The sequence below is a fragment of the Caballeronia sp. LZ033 genome (genome assembly GCF_031451265.1).
GTDB lineage: Bacteria > Pseudomonadota > Gammaproteobacteria > Burkholderiales > Burkholderiaceae > Caballeronia.
Genome location: NZ_JARUXQ010000002.1, coordinates 965,752 through 986,607, shown reverse-complemented (window position 1 = coordinate 986,607; position 20,856 = coordinate 965,752). Strand labels below are relative to the sequence as shown.

Here is a 20,856-nt window from a genome sequence, read left to right as displayed (position 1 = left end):
TGCGCCCGAGGCCCGTCTCCGGTATAAAGGCCATTCGATACCGAAATCCGGCCATGAATACACCCCTGATTCGCCCCGAACTGGTGATGTCGCAGGACGGCCCGTTCCTCGCCGCCGCCGAGCTCACGCAAAGCGAGCCGCGCGAAGTGGCTTCGCACAGCCACGCGCGCGGCCAGTTGATGGGGGCGTCGAGCGGGCTGGTGTCGATTGGCGTCGATACGCGCCAGTGGGTCGTGCCCGCGGTTCATGCCATCTGGATTCCGCCGCATCGGGCGCATTCGGTGCGGTCCTACGGACCGTTCTCGGGATGGAGCGTGTTCGTGGCCGAGGCGCGTTGCGCGGCCTTGCCCGCCGAGCCGCGCGCCATTCGCGCCACGCCGCTGCTGCGTGAAGCGGTGCATCGCGCGTCGTCATGGCAGGACGACCTGCTCGATGCGGCGCGGACGCGCATCGCCGACGTCATCCTCGATGAACTCGCCGCCGCCCCTGAAGCGCCGTTTCATCTGCAGCGTCCGCGCGATCCCGCGTTGCTGAAGATCACCGACGCGCTCGCCAACGACCTCGCCGATAACCGCCGTCTCGAAGAATGGGCCGCGTGGGCGGGGGTATCGCCGCGCACGCTGAGCCGCCGCTTCATGGCCGACACCGGGCTGACCTTCGCGCAATGGCGTCAGCAGGCGCGCATGCTGCGGGCGCTGGAGCGTGTGGCCGATCGTGTCCCGGTGACGACCATCGCGCTGGAAACGGGCTACGAGAACATCAGCGCGTTCATCGACGTGTTTCGCCGCACGTTCGGGACGACGCCTGGGCGGTATCACGCAAGCGGCTGAACGCGTGAAGCTTGCCGGCGGGACGGTTCGGGATACTATCGTCGAACGGACAAGCGATGGAGGAGACATGAACCAGACGAACTGGTACGACGAGCACGCCTGTTCCCTCGATGACTTCGAACGCGACCTCGCGCAGGAAGAGGCGCATCCGCCGCGTTACGCTGCTTCGATTCAGCGAGGCATTCCGCTCTACGATTGCGCCGCGCTGGGCCGCGACCTGTCCGAACGCATGGCCTTGCAGGCTGAATGGGCCGAGGTCTTGCGCGCGGGCGCCGGCGTGCTGGTGCTGAAGCACGCCTATGCCGACACCGCCCCGATCGACGACGCCACCGCCGTCTTCGAAGACATCATCCGGCAGGAGCGCGAGCAGGGCACGAGCCGCGCGGATCACTTCGCGAAGGCCGGCGCGAACGACCGCATCTGGAACGCGCAGGAAAAACTCTGCCTGCACGCGCCCGATGTCTTCGCGCGCTACTTCGCGAACCCGATTCTCGCGTGCATGGCCGAAGCGTGGCTCGGCCCGGCGTATCAGATGACGTCGCAGGTGAATGTCGTACGGCCGGGCGGCGCGGCGCAGGAGGCGCATCGCGACTATCACCTCGGTTTCCAGACCGAAGAGGAAGTGCGCCGCTATCCCGCGCATGTTCACGCGATGTCGCCTTTCCTGACCTTGCAGGGCGCGGTGGCGCACAGCGACATGCCGGTGGAAAGCGGACCGACCAAGCTGCTGCCGTTTTCGCAGCGCTATGCACCCGGCTATCTCGCGTGGCGGCGTGCGGACTTTCGCGCGTACTTCGAAGCGCATTGCGTGCAATTGCCGCTCGAAAAGGGCGATGCGCTGTTCTTCAGCCCCGCGCTGTTCCATGCGGCGGGCGCAAACCACACGCGCGACGTGCAGCGCATGGCCAACCTGTTGCAGGTGTCGTCGGCCTACGGGCGGGCGATGGAATCGGTCGATCGCGCGCGCATGTGCGAAGCCGTGTATCCGGTCCTGAGCGAAAGCAAGTCCACGGGCCGCATGAGCGATGCAGAGATCGAGGCGGTCATCGCTTCGTGCGCCGAGGGCTATGCGTTCCCGACGAATCTCGATCGCGATCCGCCTTCGGGCGGTCTCGCGCCGCCGAGCCAGCAGGCGCTGCTGCGCGAGGCGCTGCATGAAGGCTGGCCCGTCGAGCGCTTTACCGATGCACTACGCCAGCACGCGTGGAAACGCATCACATAAAACAATCCGTAACGCGTGGGTAATGCCTCGTAAGCACTGACGAAAAGCGCATTTTTCTCAACCGATTGCTGTGCCTCGCGCCCGGAGAAGATGGCTGCCGTTGCAAGACGCAACGTCCATTTTCTTCAGGAGCGCGCAGCATGAACGTCAACAGTCCCCTCAACAGCCACGCGGTGCCGCAGACGGCGAACACCCTGCCGATCCGGCGCAACACCGAAGTCCCGGCCGCCGAAAGCATTCCCTCTACCACGACGAAGACGCCGGTGAGCAATCCCGCGCATCTCGGCAATCACGTCGATACGACCGCCTGATCCATGCCTGCGATCGTTCGATTCGCGCTCGCGTGCGCGGCGCTCGCCTCCTGTCCGCTGACGCTCGAAGGCTGCGCGCTCGCCGCGCTGCCGTGCCGCGTGACGGCGGCGACGCTCAAGGTCGTGCCGGTGGTCGGCCACGCGGCGGCCACGCCGTTCGATGTGTGCGCCTCGGCGATTGACTGACATGAAGCGCCTCCTTCTCCCCTGCGCGCTGTTCGCCGCGATGCTGTTGCCCGCGGCAGCACACGCGCAGCAGCCGTTCGACTTTCGCGGGCTGCGGCTCGGCGTGCCGCTGGATGTATTTCGCCGCGACGAGCCCGCGCGCGCCACGCCGCCGCGCAGCGTCGCGCTGTGCGACACCGACGTCGAATCGGCGGCGCTCGGCATGGTGCTGCGCGATCCGCACAGCCTGACCATCAGCTGCAAGTGGGCGCATCGCGGCGAGGCGGGATGGCAGGCGTCGCAAGCGGTCGTCGACGGCGCTCCCGCACGCGATCACGTGCTGCGTTTCGCCGCGATGCCGGGCGATCCCGCGCCGCGTTTGTATCGCATGTCGTTCGTGATCGATGCCCGCATGGCCGACGACTTCGGCGCGGCCTTGTCGTCGCGGTTCGGTGCGGGCCGCGTCGTGCGTGCAAACGGCTACCGGACGCGTCGCTGGGAGAACGCGTCGAGCTCCATCACGCTGGAGGCGAACGGCGCGTCGGCGACGGCGCGCGTGATCTATCGCCTGAAGGCCTACGAAACCTGGTTGCGCGAGACCGACGACAAATGGCGTCTCGCCGCCTTGCATGACACCCCTTGAATCCCGGAAAGCATCGTCATGAAATTGCCAGTCTTGTTGTGCGCATGTGCGCTGTCGGCGTGTTCGTCGTCGCGGTCCATCGTCGAGATGCCGACTTATGCGCCGGCCGTCGCGCAGCCGGTCAACGTCAACACGCTCGGCGCGATCTATCAGGCGGGCAATTCCGTGTCGCTGTACGAGACCTCGCGGGCGCAGCGTGTCGGCGACGTGCTGACCATTCGCCTCGCCGAGTCTTACTCGGGCAGCAATACCGCCGATGCCAGCGCGAGCCGCGCGAGCAGCATCAGCGCCACGGCCGCCGATCAATCGACCGGCGCGGCCGCGCGCCTTGCACGCCTCTTCAACGTGGGCTCGGCGGATACGTCGTTCAAGGGCAACGGCAGCACCCGCAACCTGAGTGCGATGAGCGGCACGCTCGCGGTATCGGTGATCGGTACGCTGCCGGGCGGAAATCTCGTGGTCGCGGGCGACAAGATCATCGCGATGAGCGGCAATCAGGATCAGCTGCGCTTCTCCGGCATCGTCAATCCGAAGGACATCGAGGCGGGGAATTACGTGGCGTCGAACAAGGTGGCGAATGCGCGCATCGAACAGGCGGGCGTGGGCATGCTCGCCGATTCGACCACGATGGGATGGTTGCAGCATCTCTTCATGAGCGTGCTGACGTTCTGAGCTCAAGACATCGCGTCAGTGTGGCGGCCGCGCGGCAATGCGTCCCGCCGCGCTCGGATCGCCATGCGGCACGAAGATATAGCCTTGGCCCCAGACAGTCTGCACATAGCGCGGCTCGGACGGGTCGGTTTCCAGCAGACGGCGCAGCCGCCAGATCGATACGTCGAGACTGCGATCGCGATGCGCTCCCGCGCCGCGCAGATGCTCGTTCAGCTGAGCGCGCGAGAGCACGGTCATCTGATTCTTCACGAGCGTCTTCAGCAGCGCGAATTCACCCGAGCGCAGCGCGATGCGTTCGCCGTCGCGGCGCAGCTCACGCGTGCTGAAGTCCATCTCGAAAGGACCGAAGCGATAGCTCGGACGCATCTCCGGCGCGCCCGGCACGAACGACGATGCGCCGTTGCGGCGTCGCAGGATGGTGCGGATGCGCGCCAGCAGTTCGCGCGGATCGAAGGGCTTGCCGAGATAATCGTCCGCGCCGAGTTCGAGTCCGATCACGCGATCCAGTACGTCCGAGCGCGCGGTGAGCAGGATCACGGGAACGTCGTCGTGGGCGTGGCGCAGTTCACGCAGCGCGCTGATGCCGTCCTTGCCGGGCATCATCACGTCGAGCACGACCAGCGCGGGCCGCAGGTTCTGCACGGCGCTTTTGAGCGCGATGCCGTCGTCCAGCACCGACACTTCGAGGCCGTGTTGCGTCAGGAAGCCGCGCACGTGTTCGCGCACGACGGGGTCGTCGTCGACCATGAGTACATGTGATGTCATGCGCCGATTCTATGTTCGGCATCGGCGGCCTGGCCATCGCGCGAAACTTTCCATTTCTTTCTGTTACGGGATTCCGGGAGTGTGACGAACGCCGCTTGCGTCCGTGGCGAAAGGCCTGACGGGCCATGGCGTGCAGGGAAGCAAGGGCGCGGCGCGTACTGCCGTAAGAATCGGTAATGTGCCGAATAAAGTGGCGCGCGCCGATTGGAATAAGCACCGAATAAAATTTCGATATGGCTACATCGGTTCTGATCGTCGACGACGATTCCGCGGTGCGCGATCTGCTGCGCCGCTTCTTTCATACGCAAGGCATCGAGGTTTCCGTGCTGCATGACGGCGCGGGGCTGCGCCGTCGGCTGGAACTGGAGCGTCCTTCCATCGTCGTGCTGGACATCATGATGCCGGATACCGACGGCCTGCGCGCGCTGCGCGATCTGCGCGCGGCGGGCGAGGACATTCCGGTGATCTTCGTGACGGGCTGCGACAGCGTGGCCGAGAAGATCGCGGGACTGCAAACCGGCGCGGACGATTACCTCGCGAAACCCTTCGATCCGCGCGAACTGCTCGCGCGCATCGAAGCCGTGCTGCGGCGTCGCGCGAGCACGCCGAGCCAGCCCGAACGCTGCGCGCGCGAACGCTTCGGACGCTTCGAGGTGGACTTCGTCACGCGCGCGCTGATCTGCGGCGAGAAGCGCATTCCGTTGCGCGAGAGCGAGTTCGCGTTGCTCAAGGTCTTCATCAAGCATCCGTACAAGGTGCTGTCGCGGGTCTTGCTGCACGATCTCGTCCATCGCGACGACCTGCCGTTCCGCGACCGTGGCCTCGACGTGCCGGTGTGGCGGCTGCGTCGTCTGATCGAAGACGATCCGTCGCAACCGCGTCACTTGCAGACCGTGCGCGGACAAGGCTTTGTCTTCGTGCCCGATGGGGAAGACGCCGCACACGAACGCATCCGGACCTAAGGCGATGCGTCTGGCTGCTTTCTCGCCGCGCGTCATTGCGGATACCTTGTTCGGGCGCATGGCGCTGCTGTCGGTCTGCGTGCTGCTGGTGCTGCAGGGCGGATGGTTCGCGATGCTGCATATACAAGCGCCGCACAAGGAAGCCGATGGCTACGCACGCGCGCTGCTGATCGTGCTGGAAGCCGCGCACAACGACGTGACCCTCGGCGGCAAGCTGATGCGCGAGACGCGTGTGCATATCGTGCCGGTCTGGAACATGCCGGAGCCGCTCGAACTCCAGGATCCGCTGACGACGCGGCACGCGCATCTCGCGAAGCAGATTGCCGATGGCTTGCCGCCGGGCTCGCAGATCGCCATCGACAGCATCGGGCGCAAGATGCCGCGCCTGTGGGTGCGCTATCCGTCGAGCGCGTTCTGGATCGTCACGCCCATCGACCTGCCGCCGCCCGCGCCCATCTTCACCGAGTCCCTCGTGTTGCTGTGCGGCGCGTTGCTGCTGTCGCTGTTCGTCACCTGGCAACTGCAACGTCCGCTGGCGCGGGTCGCGCAGGCCGCGCGGCGCTTCGGCGGCGGCGAGCGTCCGGTGCCGGTGGGCGAACGGGGTCCGCGCGAGTTGCGCGATCTGATCGGTGCGTTCAACCAGATGGTGAGCAAGATCGCCGAGGCCGATGACGACCGCGCGGTCATGCTCGCCGGCATCGCGCACGATCTGAAGGCGCCGCTCACGCGTCTGTCGCTGCGCGCGACGGTGCTCGCGAAGGACGAGCGCGAACGCGCGCATTTCCTGCGCGACATCGATTCGATGACGCGCATCGTCCAGCAGTTCCTGGAGTTCGCCGCGCGTGCGCCGTCCGAAAGCGCGCCGGCGGGCGTGGATGCCTTCATCGCGGAACAGTTCGCTGCGCCCGAGGATGGCGACGATGCGCTGTTCCGGCTGTCGCTGCATGCGGGCGATGGGTTCGTGCTGCCGCGCACCTTCATCGACCGGCTGCTGACCAATCTCGTCGATAACGCGTTCGAGCATGGCGAGCCGCCGGTGGAGATCAGGACTGCGCGGCTGCGTGCCGACTGGCTGATCGAAGTGCGCGATCACGGTCCCGGCATTCCCGACGCGCAACTCGACGACGCGCTGCGCCCGTTCGTGCGGCTCGATCCCGCGCGCAGCGGCAACGGGCATTGCGGGCTGGGTCTTGCCATTGTCGAGCGTCTTGCGCGCGAACAGCAGGGCCGCTGTGAGATCGGCAATGCCGAGGGCGGCGGGCTGATCGTGCGTATCGTCATTCCCGTTCAATCAACATGATCGTCACTTCGCTCCCTCCGACCTCGCGTCGCGCCTTCCTGCGCGGCGCCGCGCTCCTCTCGACCGCATTCGGCGCGAGTGCGCTGCTGTCCGCATGCGGCGGGGGAAGCGATGAAGCCGCCGTGGCGGAGACGCCGCGCGTGGCATCGGTGGAAAATTTCCGCGACGTGGCGGGTATCGGCGATGGCTATGCTTCCGTCGATGGACGCCGTCTGCGGCGTGGCGTGTTCTATCGCTCGGGCGCGTTCACGCCCAATGACGCCGACGCCGCCACGCTGGCGCGGCTCGGTCTGCGCGCGCTGCATGATCTGCGCATGGTGGCCGAGGCTTCGCTGGCGATGGATCGCGTGCCGGCGAATGCGGTGCGCGAGACGCATGAAGTCGCGCCGATCGACGTCGTCTCCGCGATGCCGCGCGACGCGGCGGCGGCAAGCGCATGGATGATCGATCGGCAGCGCAAGCTGGTCACGGATCCGGTGGCACGGTTGCAATTCGGTCTGCTGCTGACGCGGCTGGCGCGCGTCAGCGGGCCGCAAGTGATCCATGGCGCAGTGGGCAAGGACCGGACCGGCTGGGCGGCGGCACTGCTGCTGGCCATCGCGGAAGTGCCGCTCGACGTGATCATCCAGGACTATCTGCTGACCAACACGGCGGCCCAGCCGCAGATCGCCGCGCGCATGCAGGCGCACGCGGCGCGGCTCGGTACGGCTACGGCAATCGTGGCGCCGCTGTATCAGGCGCAGAGCGCGACGATCGAAGCCGCGTTCGACGAGATGGTGGGCAGCTTCGGCACGCTCAATGACTATCTGTCGCAAGGGCTGTCGTTGAGCGGGGACGACATCGGCATGTTGCGCGCGAAGCTGCTGGCCTGATGCCACGCGCTCATTGCATAAAAAAACGGCTCGCCTGAGACAGGTGAGCCGCAAGAGGGATCGGTACAACTCGTACTACGCAGGCAGATTAGCACCGCCGCATTGTTCCTTGAGCCGATGGAAAGATGCGGAAAGGAAGGTGCATTTCATCGTGCATTTCATGGCGCCTGCGCCACCACCATGCGCTCCACCAGCGCGTCCAGCTTCTGCCGGGCGCTGGCGAAGCGGTCCATGCTGAGGCCGTTGGTTTCATAGCGCGCGGTGACGAGGATCTGGCCGCGCCGCACCAGCGTCAGATCGATGGCGGACAGATACGACACCGGATTGCTGCTGAATGCATGCTTGTCCCAGCTCGTGGTCGCGGCATAGACGAGCATGGCCTCGCAGCCGGGCGGCGACGTGCCGGGGTTATAAACGGTCGAATTGACGCCGCGCCGCTGCAACGAGACTTGCAGATTCGGCACGAAGTCGCCGGTCGCGACTGTCTGGTTCAGTTCGATGCAAACCGATTGCAGCGCCGCCGGCTCGCCCGTCACCGAAGTCGGCGACGAATAGTTCGACGCCACCGAAAAGCCGGCCTGCACGAGCGAGCCGGCGGCATCGGCTGCGGTGATCAGCGTCCATGTGCAGCCGGTCAGCGCGCTCGCGCCGAGCGCGAGCGTCAGCGCGAGAGAGAAGCGCCCGGGCATGGCGGTGTCGTTGTGTCAGGGTTGGCTCAGCGCACGACGCGCAGGCGCACCGTGTTCGCCCCTTCGATCGTGGCGGTGAGCGTCGTGGCGCGAGTCGTCTCCGCCGTGCGCAGGACGAAGCGCTGGCGCGTGGCGGTGTTGATGTCGTGACGCACATCCGGGAAGCATGAGGCGATGTCCGCACCGAGTTCCTGCAACGGGTCGGCGACCACGCCGTCCGCTTGCCAATGGGCACGCCAGCGGCAATCGTAGGTGTGCGCGCTGCCGCGACACACGCCCTGGCCCGGCGAACCGGCGGGAAGCAGCGGGCGGCCTTGCGCGAGCGTGCCGAACGACGGCGCGGCGACGATCGTCTGCAATGCCGTGCAGACGTCAGGCAGATCAACGGCCGCGGCGGGGAGCATCGGCGCGAGCAGCACGGCGGCGGCGAGCGCGCGGCCCAGCGCGAGAGTGAAGGAGCGGGTGGCGATGTGTTGAGCTTGCATGACCTGGCGTAATTGTCGAATGAGGAACAGCATCGTCGCGCATGGACGCGTGTCCCGATCCGGCGAGCAACACGCCGATTCGACAAGTTGTTTCCAGGTATTAACCGGCAGCTTCAGGCTCGAGCTCTGACGCAAACTCAAACGAACAGCGAGATGATGCCGCCGATCGTCGCCGCGGCCGCGACCCATTTGCCCGCGGTGTAGAAGCCGTTGGCATCGGTGGCCTGCACCTCGGGGCGTTCGAGGCCCAGCGCGCCATACGCGAACGACTTCACCGACGAAGGGTCGGTCGTCTGCGTCGCGGTGTCGTCTGACGAGGTGTCTGCATCAGTGCTTGTGGTATCAGCATCGGCCATGCGGCGCGGTGCGGGCGCGTCCGCGCTCACGTAGGCACTCGTGGTGGTCGCACCGGAGATCTGCATCGCTATCCTCGTCGTTATCGGTCTGGCGGACTGCAATAACGGCGAGCCGCGCGCATGCTTGAACGCGCGGTCCTTTCCCTTTCTTACTTACATCGGGTGGCTTTGCACGAAGCTCTTGTACGAGTAGTACGCGGGCTTCTTCGTGGTGCCGTCGCCCTCGATCAGACCGTAGTTGCCTTCGCTGTCGTCGTAGAGCTGGAAGCCCTGGATGGACTGGATGTTGTACTTCGACGCGACGTTCACATACTGCGCCATCATCGTGTCGCCGGTGATGTACGACGCGATCTGGTTGTACGAGCCATAGTCGGGCCGCACGCCGAACTCGTTGATCCAGATGGGCTTGCCCATGTTGTGCAGCACCTGCAGCACGTCATGGCAGCCCGTGCCGCCGCAGGCGTTGGTGATGTCGCCTTCGTTCGAGTACCAGTGCCACGAGGTGATGTCCCACGACACGGCGGGATGTCCCCACGTACCGTCCGGCTGCGAGCCGTCCGCGAGCATCTGGAAGAACGCATAGTGCAGCCAGGTGCCGCCGAGCACGATCTTCGCCGAAGCATCCACCGACTTCACGCCTGCGATCATGCCGCGAATCGCGCCGCGCGCAAGCATGTACGAGCTGTTGTTGTAGTGGTTCCAGAGCACGCCGTCCACGTTGCCGTTGAGCGTCTTCGCTTCGAGTTCGTTGCCCACCTCGTAGTACGCGTAGTGATACGAACTGGCGGTCTGCTGGCCGAGCTGATAGCCGGCGTGATAGGCATCGTCTTCGCTGTTGTAGTTCAGGTTCGCCATCAGCACGGGATACATCGTCACGCCGCCATCGGCCATGACCTTCGCGACCTTGGCCAGCGCCGCCGCCGATGTCGAGCTATAGACGTCGTTGCGATAGATGGTCGCGCCGAGATCCTGGAGCTGCGCGAGCTGGGTCTGCGGACTGGTGGCGTCGTATGCGCCGCCGTTGGTGTTATGTCCGTTCATGCCGTAGAAGATCGAGCCGTTGCTCGCGGCCTTCGACGTGGCCTTGGGCGTCGCGGTCTTGCCCGTGGCGGCATCCACTGCGCTGTCGTTGCCGCCGCCGCAAGCGGCGAGCAGTGCGCTCGCGAGCATCGTGGCGATCAACGCGGCGCGTCTGGGTGTGTGAAGGGACGAGGATGTTGAAGCTTGGGTCGATGGTTTCATGAACATGAGGATGGCGAATCAAACGGTTCGAATTGAGAGCTTCCAGTTCGGTAAAGCCGCCAGTCTTATTTCGAACGGGCGTTAGTTATCCGAAGAACAACAGGCGAACGAACGCGGCTCCCGGTCATGTGACGGGGAGTCGTGCGGTCCAGGTTGTACTGGCTTGGCTTATCCACATGCCGACGCGCATGGATCACCATGCGTTCGGGGCGCGGACGCCGCCGGGCCATATGCATGGCGAGCGGCTTGACGAGTCACGCCGAACGGATTCGACGTGACGTCGGTAACATGTGCTGTGATGGCCCGTGAGATACGTCAGATTTACTAACGAACAGGCGGATTGGGTGTGCCGTCGAAAACATTGCGGGACAACCATCGCAGCGGGGGAAAGGTTACTTCGATACGAGGTGGAAGTAAACCGGACAGCCGGAAAAAACATCTTCGTACGAAGGCGGCCGCGAAAGTTTGTTCTGTGTTTAATGGTCCTTATCGCAGCCGTTTTCATGCATCAGGCGTGATACCGATTACGTCTTTTCTCCTCATAGGAATACGTGGTTCAGGGAAGTACCGGCGGAGCATAAGCAAGCGTTGGCGCGAGCAGCCACAGCAGAGTGAGCACGTGCACGGTGCTGCAGATGAACTGCGCGAACGTGAAGCCGATGACCACCCAAACGACTCGCGAGCCGCACCGCATGAGAGGCGGTGCGGCTGGGGCGAGTGCTCAGGGCGCCGCTACACCCTGCGTCTTTGGCGTGTACGAGGTATAGAAGCTCGCACCCGCCCACGCCGGCAACGCGTCGGTGACGAGCGGCGCACCCTGCGTCCAGTTGGCGCCGTCGTGCCAGTCACCATTGCCGCTGAACTTCGCGACCGCCGGATACGGATACACCGGACGCGAAGCGGTCACCTTGCTGTCGGCATCGGTCTGATAGCTCATGACCGCATTCGGCGCCGATCCCTGCTCGACCCAGCCCGTGATCTGCGACACCAGGTCGATGTTCGGGAAGCCTTCGCCGCCGCCGCAATGCCCGACGCCCGGCACCACATACAGCCGCGAGAACGCGCTGGCGTTGGCTTCGCCCATCGTCTGCTGCACGGCCTCGTAATAGCGGATCGTGAAGAGCGGCGAGATGTGCTGGTCGGCCCAGCCATGCCACAGGATCAGCTTGCCGCCCGCGTTCTTGAACGCCGAGAGGTCGGGACTCGTGGCGTCGTTGAGCGGATGGTTGGCTTGCAGATAGGTCGGATAGAAGCTCGCGTCCTGATAGCCGAAGGTATCGACGGTCGGTATAGCCGGCGATCCCGTGAAGATCAGGTTGTATGCGCCGCTCACGATCATGTAGCTGAACAGGCTCGTGACGGGCACCGCGGCGTCCGTGGAGTTCGAGGTCGGCACTTCCACGCCGATCCAGTTCGCTTCCGAGCCATATTGCGGCGAACCGCCGAGCATCGGCATGCCGGTGCTTGCATCGCTGGGGCCGCTGTAGATCTTCGTCGCGGTGGCGACTTCGGCGGCGGTGAGACACGTGCTGGTGTCGGTCGCGCTCGCGGCGCACTGGATGGTCGCGGGATTGAAGTGGCACGTGCGCGGATCGGCGAGCAGGCCATCCGGCACGCCCGCCTGACCGCCGCACGCCGCGACCACCGCCTGGTGCAGCAGCTGCGCCTTGTCGGCGTACAGGACGGCCTTGCCCGCGCTGGTGCCGGTCGTGCTGTTCGAGACCACGTTCCAGCCGTGATAGAGCGAGTTCTGAATCTGGAAGTGCGCGGCCGGCGCGCCCGCGACGATGCCGTTGTAGTCCGACGGATAACGTTGCGCCGCCATCAGCGCCTCGCGCCCGCCGTCCGAGCAGCCGACGAAGTACGAATACTTCTGCGTTTGCCCGTAATAGGCCTTGATGAGCTTCTTCGCGGCGAGCGTGGTGATGTGCTGGCCGCGATAAGCGAAGTCGGCCTGCTTCTGCGGATCGGTGCTCCAGGACGCATCCTGTCCCGAGTGGCCCATGTCGGTGGCCGCCGTCACGAAGCCGCCCTGCTGTACGAGCGGGCAGGTGTAGCTGAAGCTGAACGAGCTTTGTTTGGTCGGATCGCTGAGATTGCCGCACAGGCCGCCGCAGCCGAGCGCGGCGAAACGCTGGGTCCACGAATCGACCGGCAAGGCGACTTCGAAGGTGTTGGCCGGCGCGAGCGTGCCCTTCACCGTGCAGAAGTTGACCGATGCGCCATTGACGGTCGCGGCCGTGACGGTCGCGGAGGTGATGGTGCTGCCTGCGCCGCCTACGTCGCTGAGATCGACGGATGCCAGTTTCGAACAGTCGGTGACGGGCTTCACGACTGTCAGCGGAGTGTTCGAAGCTGTCCCGCTACTGTTATTGCCGCCGTTGCCGCCGCACGCGGCGAGGAAGGCAACGGCGAGGCCGCACGCGAACACCGAACACAACGATGCGGCCCGCGCGCGCGTGGCCGCGACGAGCCTTCTGGAAACCAGAGCTCTCATGGTTCTCTCCTGAAATTTCTTGTGATGTCGAACAGCGGAAGACAGCCTGCGCGACTGTGCGTTAATGTCCGTCACTGTCTGCGCAGACTGGATGACACTGGATGTCAGAAGCGATGGATGATGCCGACACCAGCCGCGAACATGCTGCGCGAGGCCGAGGGCGCGCCCTGGAAGCCATCGCCGATGGACGCGTTCGCCGCGGTCTGACGGTTGGCCGTCGTGCCCGACGGCACCGCCAGCGTGCGGCCGTTGGCGCGCTGGAAGGCTTCGAGCGCGTAGAGTCCGGTGCGTTTCGAGAGCGAGTAATACTGCGAGAGGTTGAACTGGTGATATGAGGCGGCATCGTCGATGCCGTTCGCCTTGCTCGCCCACGTATAGCTGTAGCCCGCCGCGAAGTCCCAGGCGGCCGTCGCCTTCCAGTGCAGCACCGAACCGACTGTGTTGAACACGGCTTCGTCGGTGAAGAGCGAATTGACGCCGGGAATGTATTGCACGTTCGAATACGTGACCGAGACGTCCCACGCACTGTTGATCTGATAGCCGCCCGCGACGGCGAAGCGCTGTTGCGCCTGGGCCCGCTGGTAGCCCGCCGTGATCGCCGAGACGCCGGCCTGACCGGAGCCATCGGTGGCGCTGGTGCTGTTGATCGTGGTCGAACTGCTGCTGTAGATGCCGCCGCCGTTCGCCGCGTTGTTGATCCGCGAGAACGCCACCGTGCCGCCGATCGGGCCCTGCTGATACTGGATGGCAGCGGACCATGTCGAGCCCTGATACGCGCTGTCCGGCACGCCGGCGAGCGAATACGAGCCGCTGACGGTGAAGCCGTATAACTTCGGCGAGGTGTAGACCACCGAGTTGTTCGCCCGGTAGATGGTGTCCATGCCGTCGAGATCGCCGGGGTGCGCGCCGAAATAGCCGGTCAGCCAATTGGTCGGGCTATAGGGCGAAAGCAGCGTGTAGTACGACGCGTACTGGCGTCCCAAGGTGAACGTGCCATAGGCCGGATTGGTCAGCCCGACCCAGGCCTGGCGGCCGAACATCGCGTTGGTGAACTGCTGGCCGCCGCTGTTGATGTCGAAGCCGGATTCCAGCTGGAAGATGGCCTTGTTGCCGCCGCCGAGATCTTCGGCGCCCTTCAGCCCGAAGCGGCTGCCTGCCCAGATGCCCGAGGCCATCTTGACGTTCGAGCGCCCCGCATTGGATTTCGCGAGATTCGTCTGGCTGCTTTGATAGACGATCGAATCGTCGACGATGCCATACAGCGTCACGCTGCTCTGGGCGAATGCGGGCGCCGCGACGACCGCCGTGCCTGCGATCATGCCCGCACCCAGACGCTGCAACGGCGTCAGCTTTTTCAGTGAATGTCTCACTCTTGTATGCCCCTTCCTGGATTGTCGTTGGTGTGCATGTGCGAAGGCGGGATGCATGGTGCGCCGCACGCCTGCGGAACCGAACGTACTCCGATGGATCGGGGCAAACAGAAAGGGTTAACCAGCGGGTGAATCCGCTTGCGAGATGCGCGAGACGTGCCCGGGCCTTGTCCGAAGCGGCGCATGCGGGCGCTACGCGCGTCGCGAGCCGGATCGAAGGCGATAAACAAAACTGATGGGGTCGACAATGCTTCGCAAAGCGTGGTCACATCGTCCTTGAATCGAATCAAATGGACCTGGCCGACCGCCTCCCATGCGCGCGGCCGCGATCAGCAAAAGAGATACGACCTCATGTCCGTCGCCGGCGCGGCCGGGCAGCAGGCTGATCGGGGCTGGCGTCGGCGTGTTCGCGGATCATGTCGATCAGCGCGCGCAGCCCCGCTGGCACATGGCGGCGACCGGGATAGTAGAGACACAGTCCATCGAGCGGCGGCGTCCAGTCTTCGAGCACACGCTTCAGCGTGCCGTTGGCAAGATCGGCGCGCACGTTCCATTCGGTCAGATAGGTGAGCCCGAGGCCGGCGCGCGCCGCCGCGAGCATGAGGCCGGGATCGTCGAGCGTCAGCGCGCCCGCGCCGTCTATCCGCACGGCCTGGCCATGCTTCTCGAACTCCCATTGGTAGATGGAGCCGCTCGGCATGCGGCTGCGGATGCAGTCGTGGACGGCGAGATCGGCGGGCGTGCGTGGCGGCTTGCGGCGCGCGAAATAGGCCGGGCTGCCGACCACCGCGAAGCGCTGCCGCCGCCCGAACGGCACCGCGATCATGTCTTGCGGCACGGTGTCCCTCAGGCGAATGCCGGCATCGAAACCTTCAACGACGATATCGATCAGCCGGCCCTCGGTGACGATATCCAGCTTCATGTCCGGATAGCGCTCGAGGAACGCGATGAACACAGCCATGACCTGATGCGCCGCGCCCGCCGACGTGTTGATGCGCAGCGTGCCCGAGGGCGTGTCGCGGAAGCTGCCCGCCTGCTCCAGCGCGTCGCGGATGCTCGTGAGCGCGGGCGCCACGTTCTGCACGAACTGTGCGCCGGCTTCCGTGAGCGACACGCTGCGCGTGGTGCGGTTGAAGAGCCGCACGCCGATGCGCGCCTCCAGTCCCGCGACGGTGTGACTCAGCGCGGACGTGGACATGCTCAGGTCGCTTGCCGCCGCGCGAAAGCTGCGATGACGCGCAACGGCGAGCACCGCTTCGAGTTCGGTCATGCCGGTGGTCTTCATTATCCTGAATGGCTCAACAAGGCGTCCTTGATTGTACGGCTAGTTGAGTCAATCGACCGGCTCTATCTTGTTCGCATCGGCTTTTTTATAAAGGATCGGACATGCGAACTATCGAGCATATTTATATCGACGGCGCTTTCGTCACGCCGCATGGCGACGAGTTGTTCGAGCTCGTCAATCCCGCCACGGAACAGGTGATCGGCCGGGTGCGGCTGGGCGATGCACGGGATGCGCGGCTCGCCATTGCCGCCGCGAAACGGGCGTTTCCGACGCACTCGCAAACCAGCAAAGGAGAGCGCATCGACATGCTGAAATGCATGCACGAAGCGGTGAGTGCAAGAGAGGATGAGCTGTTCGAGGCGATCATCGAGGAATACGGCGCGCCCATATCGCGCGGACGCTGGATGGCCCGGCATGCCGCCGCCGTGCTGCTCGACGCCGCCCGCGTGCTGGAGGACTATGCGTTCGAACGCCGCGCGGGATCGGCACGGGTCGTCATGCAGCCGCTCGGCGTGGCAGGGCTGATCACGCCCTGGAACAGCAACGCGGGCTTCATCTGCGGCAAGCTTGCAGCGGCGCTGGCGGCGGGCTGCACCGCCGTCATCAAGCCGAGCGAGATGAGCGCCATGCAGACGCGCGTCGTGACCGAGGCATTGCATGCGGCCGGGTTGCAGCCGGGCGTGTTCAACATCGTCACGGGTCGCGGCGAGACGGCGGGCGCGGAGATCGGCACGCATCCGGATGTAGCGAAGCTGTCGTTCACCGGATCGACGGTGGTCGGCAAGTCAATCCTGCGCAACGCCGCCGACACGCTCAAGCGCGTGACGCTGGAACTGGGCGGCAAGTCGCCGATGATCATTCTCGATGACGCCGATTTCGACCTCGCCGTGCCGCTCGCTCTCGAAGCCGGCTTCATGAACAGCGGACAGGCGTGTATCGCGGGCACGCGCATTCTGGTGCCGCAGGCGCGCTTGCGCGAGTTCGAGGACAAGATGGCGTGCGCCGTCGCGGACGTGCAGGCAGGCGATCCGCACGATCCGCGCACGACAGTCGGCCCCATGGTGAGCCGCAAGCAATGGGAGCGCGTGCAGCGTTATATCGGCATCGGCATCGAGGAAGGGGCGCGGCTCATTGCGGGCGGCGCGGGGCGGCCGGACGGCGTGAGTGCGGGCTGGTTCGTGCGACCGACCGTGTTCAGCGGCGTGCGCAACGACATGACCATCGCGCGGGAGGAAATCTTCGGGCCGGTGCTGTCGATCCTTCCCTATCGCGATACCGAAGAAGCCATCGCGATTGCCAACGACACGCCGTATGGCTTGCAGGCGTACGTCTGTTCCGCCGATCAGGCCCGCGCCGGCGCAGTGGCGTCGCGCATCGAGGCGGGACGCGTGCTGGTCAATACGCTGACGCATGAGCCGGCCGCGCCGTTCGGCGGCTTCAAGCAATCGGGGATCGGGCGGGAGTATGGGGTGTTCGGCATCGAGGCGTTTCTGGAGCCGAAGTCGTTGCTGGGCATGAGTTGATCCAATAACGATGCAGCGGGAGCCGCGCCGGCTTCCCGCATCGGAGGGTAATCCCGAATCCGCGCTGCCTTGTCTCGATACAAAATATAAATTATATTTTCGGGCAACGGAAACCGGACCATGGAGACAACGCATGACTCAACCTTACGAGGGCCTGAAGATCCTCGACCTGACCGATGACCTCGGCCGCTACGCCACGCGTCTGTTCGCCGATCTCGGCGCGGACGTGCTGCGCGTGGAACCGCCGCAAGGCGCGAACGACCGGCGCGCGGCGCAATCGCCGAACGATCCGGCGGCGCGCTGCGAGTTCGAATTCTTCAATGCCAGCAAGTCTGCGGTCGCGCTCGACGCGAGCACGGCCGAAGGGCGCCGCGCATTCGCGGAACTGGCGCGTGATGCCGATGCGATCGTCGTCGAGCGCGGCGCGGCGTTTTATGACGCGTTCGACTGGCTGCGTGAAGTCGCGCCGCGCGCGGTGCTCGCTTCGGTGTCGCCGTTCGGCCGCACCGGCCCGCTCGCCGATGCGCCATCGAGCGATCTGGTGTTGCAGGCGGCGGGCGGAATCGCGTGGCTGTCGGGACGTCTCGACGACGCGCCGCTGCGCCTGCCCGGCTCCCAGTCCACGATGGTCACGGGCGTCTATCTGGCGGTCGCGTTGTCGGTTGCATTGTTCGATGCGCAGGCGAGCGGCGAGGGACATGTCATCGAGATCTCGGCGCAGGAGGCCATCGCGCATTCGCTGCAGAACTCGATCCAGGTCTACGACTTCGAGAAACGCATCTCGATGCGCGGCGGCGAAGGCACGCGCGACGCGAGCGAGAACGTCTTCGCCTGCAAGGATGGCTATGTGTTCCTCGCCGCGCCGCGCACGCTCGGCGTCTCGTGGAACGCGCTGATGAAGTGGATTGAAGAGACCGGCCACGTCGCGCTGCAGGAGTTCGAGACGCCGCGCTGGGCCGACCGTCAATGGCGCCTGACGCGCGAAGCGAAGGACGCGTTCCGGCGCACCATCGAACCATTTTTTGCACGGTTCACGAAGGACGAAATCACCCGCGAAGGGATGCAACGCAAGATCGTGCTCGGGCCGGCCTCGACGCTCCGCGACGTGCTCGCCGATCCGCAACTCGCGCATACAAATTATTTCCGCGTGCTCGACGACACGCTCACGATGCCCGGCGCGCCGTATCGCTTCTCGGAGGACGTGTGGAGGGTGTCGCCCGCGCCCGGGCTGCCCCAACGCGTGGCTCATATCGATACCGAGGAGGTGCAGTAATGCGGCAGGACCTGTTGAAGGGCATCCGCTTCGCGGATCTAACCTGGGCGGGCGCCGGCCCGTTCGGCACCAAGGTGTTCTCGGACTTCGGCGCGGAGGTCGTCAAGGTAGAGAGCATGACGCGTCCCGATTCCGTGCGCACGGCGGGTCCGTTCAAGGACGGCATCGCGGGCACCAATCGCAGCGGCTACTTCGCGTCGCGCAATACGGGCAAGAAGAGCATTGCCGTCGACATGAAGACGCCTGAAGGCAAGCAGCTCGTGCTCGACCTGATCGCGCGGTCCGACGTGGTGACCAATAACTTCGGCCCCGGCGCGATGGACCGTCTCGGTCTCGGCTATGACGCGCTCAAGGCCCTGAAACCCGATCTCATCTATCTCTCGATGCCGATGTACGGCCAGGACGGGCCGCGCGCCTCGCTGCTCGGCGTGGGCATGACGATCAGCGCGGTGACCGGCATCATGATGCACACCGCCTACGATGCAGCCGAGCCCATCGGCCCGGGCACGCACTTTCCAGATCACGCCGCCAATCCGTATCACGCGGCCTTCGCGGTGCTGGCCGCGCTGCGGCACCGGCGCAAGACGGGCCGGGGCATGAAGATCGATCTGTCGCAGGTCGAATCGACGGCGAACTTCATGGGACCGTTGTTGGTCGAGGCTGCCCGGAGCGGCAAGGAGCCGCCGACCGTCGGCAACCGGCATCGCGCGCACGCGCCGCACAACATCTTCCGTTGCGCGGGGCAGGACGGCTGGGTCGCCGTCTCAGTGCTCGACGACGCGCAATGGCGTGCGCTCGCAGCGCTCATCGGCGCCACGGATCTCGCTGACGACGCCGCCCTGAAGCATGCATCAGGACGGCTCGCGCAGGTGGACCGCGTGGAAGCCGCGGTGTCCGCGTGGACCCGGGACAAGCAGCCCGCCGAAGCGGCCGCGCTGCTGCGCGCAGCCGGCGTGCCGGCGGCGGCCGTTGCGAGTTCGCGCGATCTCATCGAGAAAGACGAACAGCTCGCCGCGCGCGACTACTGGCAGCACGTGCCGCATCCGGAAGTCGGTCCGACGCTCATCAGCTCGCCGCCGTTCCTGGTCGATGGCGCGCGCATCGCGCTTGCACCGCCGCCGCTGTTTGGCCAGCACACGCAGCAGGTCTTGCGCGACGACCTCGGTCTGTCGCCGGAACGCATCCGCGAACTGGAAGAACGGGAGGTGCTCAAGTGACGCAGACATCGACAAGCCGGCTGAGGCATGCGGCGGCAGTCGTGGGCATCGGCCATACCGACTGGCCCGGCGACTGGCAACGCGCGCGCCGCGATGAAAAGCCCGCCGACAGCTACGGCTACGGCGCCGCCGCCTTTCGCGCGGCACTCGACGACGCCGGCCTGACCCGCGACGACATCGACGGCCTGATCGTCGGACCGACGACGGCCTACGAGCGCATGTCGGAAGTGCTCGGCATCAATCCGCGCTGGGGCGATCAGGCCGACGCGGTGCTGTCGGTTGCGCAGGCGGTCTCGGCAATCGAAAGCGGCCTGGCCGAGACCATCGCGCTCGTCTACGGGAACGACCAGCGCACGGCGAAGATCCAGTACGGCGGCCCGCAGGCGATGGGCGGCGACATGTTCCTCTCCTACGTCTATCACGCGCCGTGGGGCATGACGTCGCAGGGCGCACTGTATGCACTGACCTTCCAGGCTTACAAGGCCGCGCGCGGTTTCGAGGATGCCGATCTCGGCCACGTGTCCGTGGCGCAGCGCGCTTGGGCCTCGATGAACCCGAACGCGGTGATGCGCAAGCCCATCACGCTCGACGATTACCTCGCGGCCAAGACCATCTGCGCCCCGCTGCGCCTGTACGACTACTGCATGATCAACGACGGGGGCGTGGCGCTGATCGTCACCAGCCGCGAGCGGGCGAAACGCGCGAAGCAGAAGCCGGTGTTCATCGAAGCCCTCGGACGGCGCGACCTGAATGCGGGCGCGACGAGTCTCGAGCCGCGTCTCACGGAGTTCTACTTGCCTGCGCAGCAGGATTGCGCGCGCCAGGCGTTCGACATGGCGGGCATCGGACCGCGCGACATCGACGTGTTCCAGGTCTACGACAGCTTCTCGGTGCATGTGCCGCTCGCGCTCGAAGGTTATGGCTATTGCGAGGTCGGCGAGGCGGGACGCTTCCTGCGCGAGCAGGGCATCGGGCCCGGCGGCGCGCTGCCCACCAACACGAGCGGCGGGCATCTGTCGGAAACCTACATGCAGGGCTGGGCGCATCAGATCGAATGCGTGCGCCAGTTGCGCGGCCAATGCGGCGAGCGCCAGGTGCGCGATGCGCGCTTTGCACACTATACGTCGGACGTGGCGGGCAAGGCCGTGTCGATCATCTACGGTAACGAGGGCTAGGA

The 20,856-nt window shown here is 65.6% G+C and carries 21 protein-coding genes; 13 read left to right on the top strand and 8 right to left on the bottom strand.

Features of this window, described 5'->3' with window-relative positions; genetic code table 11:
• Positions 1–53 precede the first annotated feature (53 nt).
• The 6 genes from QCE62_RS20180 to QCE62_RS20155 all read left to right on the top strand — a co-directional run bounded on the left by QCE62_RS20180 (position 54) and on the right by QCE62_RS20155 (position 3,843).
• On the top strand, positions 54–830 hold the full coding sequence (locus QCE62_RS20180; protein WP_309922297.1) for a helix-turn-helix transcriptional regulator: 777 nt from the start codon (positions 54–56) through the stop codon (positions 828–830).
• 67 nt (positions 831–897) lie between these two features.
• Positions 898–2,052, top strand: coding sequence for a phytanoyl-CoA dioxygenase family protein (locus QCE62_RS20175; RefSeq protein ID WP_309922294.1), 1,155 nt, complete (start codon positions 898–900; stop codon positions 2,050–2,052).
• Positions 2,053–2,192: 140 nt separating this feature from the next.
• The gene (locus tag QCE62_RS20170) at positions 2,193–2,363 is read left to right on the top strand and encodes a hypothetical protein (protein WP_309922290.1); all 171 of its coding nucleotides are present in this window, start codon (positions 2,193–2,195) and stop codon (positions 2,361–2,363) included.
• Between the two features lie 3 nt (positions 2,364–2,366).
• Entirely contained in the window at positions 2,367–2,549 is a 183-nt protein-coding gene (locus tag QCE62_RS20165) for a DUF6726 family protein (RefSeq protein WP_309835155.1), read from the top strand.
• 1 nt (position 2,550) lies between these two features.
• Complete coding sequence (locus QCE62_RS20160; protein ID WP_309922287.1) at positions 2,551–3,171, top strand: hypothetical protein; 621 nt, start codon at positions 2,551–2,553, stop codon at positions 3,169–3,171.
• Positions 3,172–3,189: 18 nt separating this feature from the next.
• On the top strand, positions 3,190–3,843 hold the full coding sequence (locus QCE62_RS20155) for a flagellar basal body L-ring protein FlgH (RefSeq protein WP_309922285.1): 654 nt from the start codon (positions 3,190–3,192) through the stop codon (positions 3,841–3,843).
• A 15-nt stretch (positions 3,844–3,858) separates the two neighbouring features.
• Here the strand turns inward: QCE62_RS20155 and QCE62_RS20150 are convergent, their stop codons facing one another.
• On the bottom strand, positions 3,859–4,608 hold the full coding sequence (locus QCE62_RS20150; RefSeq protein WP_309922282.1) for a response regulator: 750 nt from the start codon (positions 4,606–4,608) through the stop codon (positions 3,859–3,861).
• 233 nt (positions 4,609–4,841) lie between these two features.
• Between QCE62_RS20150 and QCE62_RS20145 the strand changes: the two genes are divergently transcribed.
• From QCE62_RS20145 to QCE62_RS20135, 3 genes are read left to right on the top strand one after another with little or no spacing between them, the layout of a single operon-like run.
• Positions 4,842–5,570, top strand: a complete 729-nt coding sequence (locus tag QCE62_RS20145; protein WP_309814658.1) for a response regulator — start codon at positions 4,842–4,844, stop codon at positions 5,568–5,570.
• 4 nt (positions 5,571–5,574) lie between these two features.
• Complete coding sequence (locus QCE62_RS20140; RefSeq protein ID WP_309922279.1) at positions 5,575–6,870, top strand: ATP-binding protein; 1,296 nt, start codon at positions 5,575–5,577, stop codon at positions 6,868–6,870.
• Positions 6,867–7,742, top strand: coding sequence for a tyrosine-protein phosphatase (locus QCE62_RS20135; protein WP_309922276.1), 876 nt, complete (start codon positions 6,867–6,869; stop codon positions 7,740–7,742). The genes QCE62_RS20140 and QCE62_RS20135 overlap by 4 nt, the downstream gene beginning before the upstream one ends.
• Before the next feature lie 158 nt (positions 7,743–7,900).
• On the opposite strand, the gene QCE62_RS20130 is transcribed toward QCE62_RS20135, so the two are convergent.
• From QCE62_RS20130 to QCE62_RS20100, 7 genes are all read right to left on the bottom strand, one after another.
• Complete coding sequence (locus tag QCE62_RS20130; RefSeq protein WP_309922273.1) at positions 7,901–8,431, bottom strand: hypothetical protein; 531 nt, start codon at positions 8,429–8,431, stop codon at positions 7,901–7,903.
• A gap of 26 nt (positions 8,432–8,457) precedes the next feature.
• A complete protein-coding gene (locus QCE62_RS20125; RefSeq protein WP_309922271.1) occupies positions 8,458–8,916 on the bottom strand; it encodes a hypothetical protein in 459 nt (152 codons plus the stop codon).
• 137 nt (positions 8,917–9,053) lie between these two features.
• A complete protein-coding gene (locus QCE62_RS20120) occupies positions 9,054–9,338 on the bottom strand; it encodes a hypothetical protein (RefSeq protein WP_309922268.1) in 285 nt (94 codons plus the stop codon).
• Positions 9,339–9,425: 87 nt separating this feature from the next.
• The gene (locus QCE62_RS20115) at positions 9,426–10,442 is read right to left on the bottom strand and encodes a lipopolysaccharide biosynthesis protein (RefSeq protein WP_309922265.1); all 1,017 of its coding nucleotides are present in this window, start codon (positions 10,440–10,442) and stop codon (positions 9,426–9,428) included.
• A 793-nt stretch (positions 10,443–11,235) separates the two neighbouring features.
• Positions 11,236–13,011 carry a tannase/feruloyl esterase family alpha/beta hydrolase gene (locus QCE62_RS20110; RefSeq protein ID WP_309922262.1) on the bottom strand — a complete coding sequence of 592 codons (1,776 nt, stop codon included), beginning with the start codon at positions 13,009–13,011 and terminating at the stop codon, positions 11,236–11,238.
• A gap of 104 nt (positions 13,012–13,115) precedes the next feature.
• Positions 13,116–14,330, bottom strand: coding sequence for a porin (locus QCE62_RS20105; protein ID WP_309922902.1), 1,215 nt, complete (start codon positions 14,328–14,330; stop codon positions 13,116–13,118).
• Positions 14,331–14,730: 400 nt separating this feature from the next.
• Positions 14,731–15,666 carry a LysR family transcriptional regulator gene (locus QCE62_RS20100; protein ID WP_309922259.1) on the bottom strand — a complete coding sequence of 312 codons (936 nt, stop codon included), beginning with the start codon at positions 15,664–15,666 and terminating at the stop codon, positions 14,731–14,733.
• A 101-nt stretch (positions 15,667–15,767) separates the two neighbouring features.
• Between QCE62_RS20100 and QCE62_RS20095 the strand changes: the two genes are divergently transcribed.
• From QCE62_RS20095 to QCE62_RS20080, 4 genes are all read left to right on the top strand, one after another.
• Positions 15,768–17,189, top strand: coding sequence for an aldehyde dehydrogenase family protein (locus tag QCE62_RS20095; protein ID WP_309922257.1), 1,422 nt, complete (start codon positions 15,768–15,770; stop codon positions 17,187–17,189).
• A 133-nt stretch (positions 17,190–17,322) separates the two neighbouring features.
• Positions 17,323–18,462 (top strand): CoA transferase, encoded by a 1,140-nt coding sequence (locus tag QCE62_RS20090; RefSeq protein ID WP_309922254.1) that lies wholly within the window; start codon positions 17,323–17,325, stop codon positions 18,460–18,462.
• A complete protein-coding gene (locus tag QCE62_RS20085; RefSeq protein ID WP_309922251.1) occupies positions 18,462–19,679 on the top strand; it encodes a CoA transferase in 1,218 nt (405 codons plus the stop codon). Before QCE62_RS20090 ends, QCE62_RS20085 begins: the two co-directional genes overlap by 1 nt.
• Positions 19,676–20,854, top strand: coding sequence for a thiolase family protein (locus QCE62_RS20080; RefSeq protein ID WP_309922248.1), 1,179 nt, complete (start codon positions 19,676–19,678; stop codon positions 20,852–20,854). Before QCE62_RS20085 ends, QCE62_RS20080 begins: the two co-directional genes overlap by 4 nt.
• The last annotated feature ends 2 nt before the right edge of the window (positions 20,855–20,856 follow it).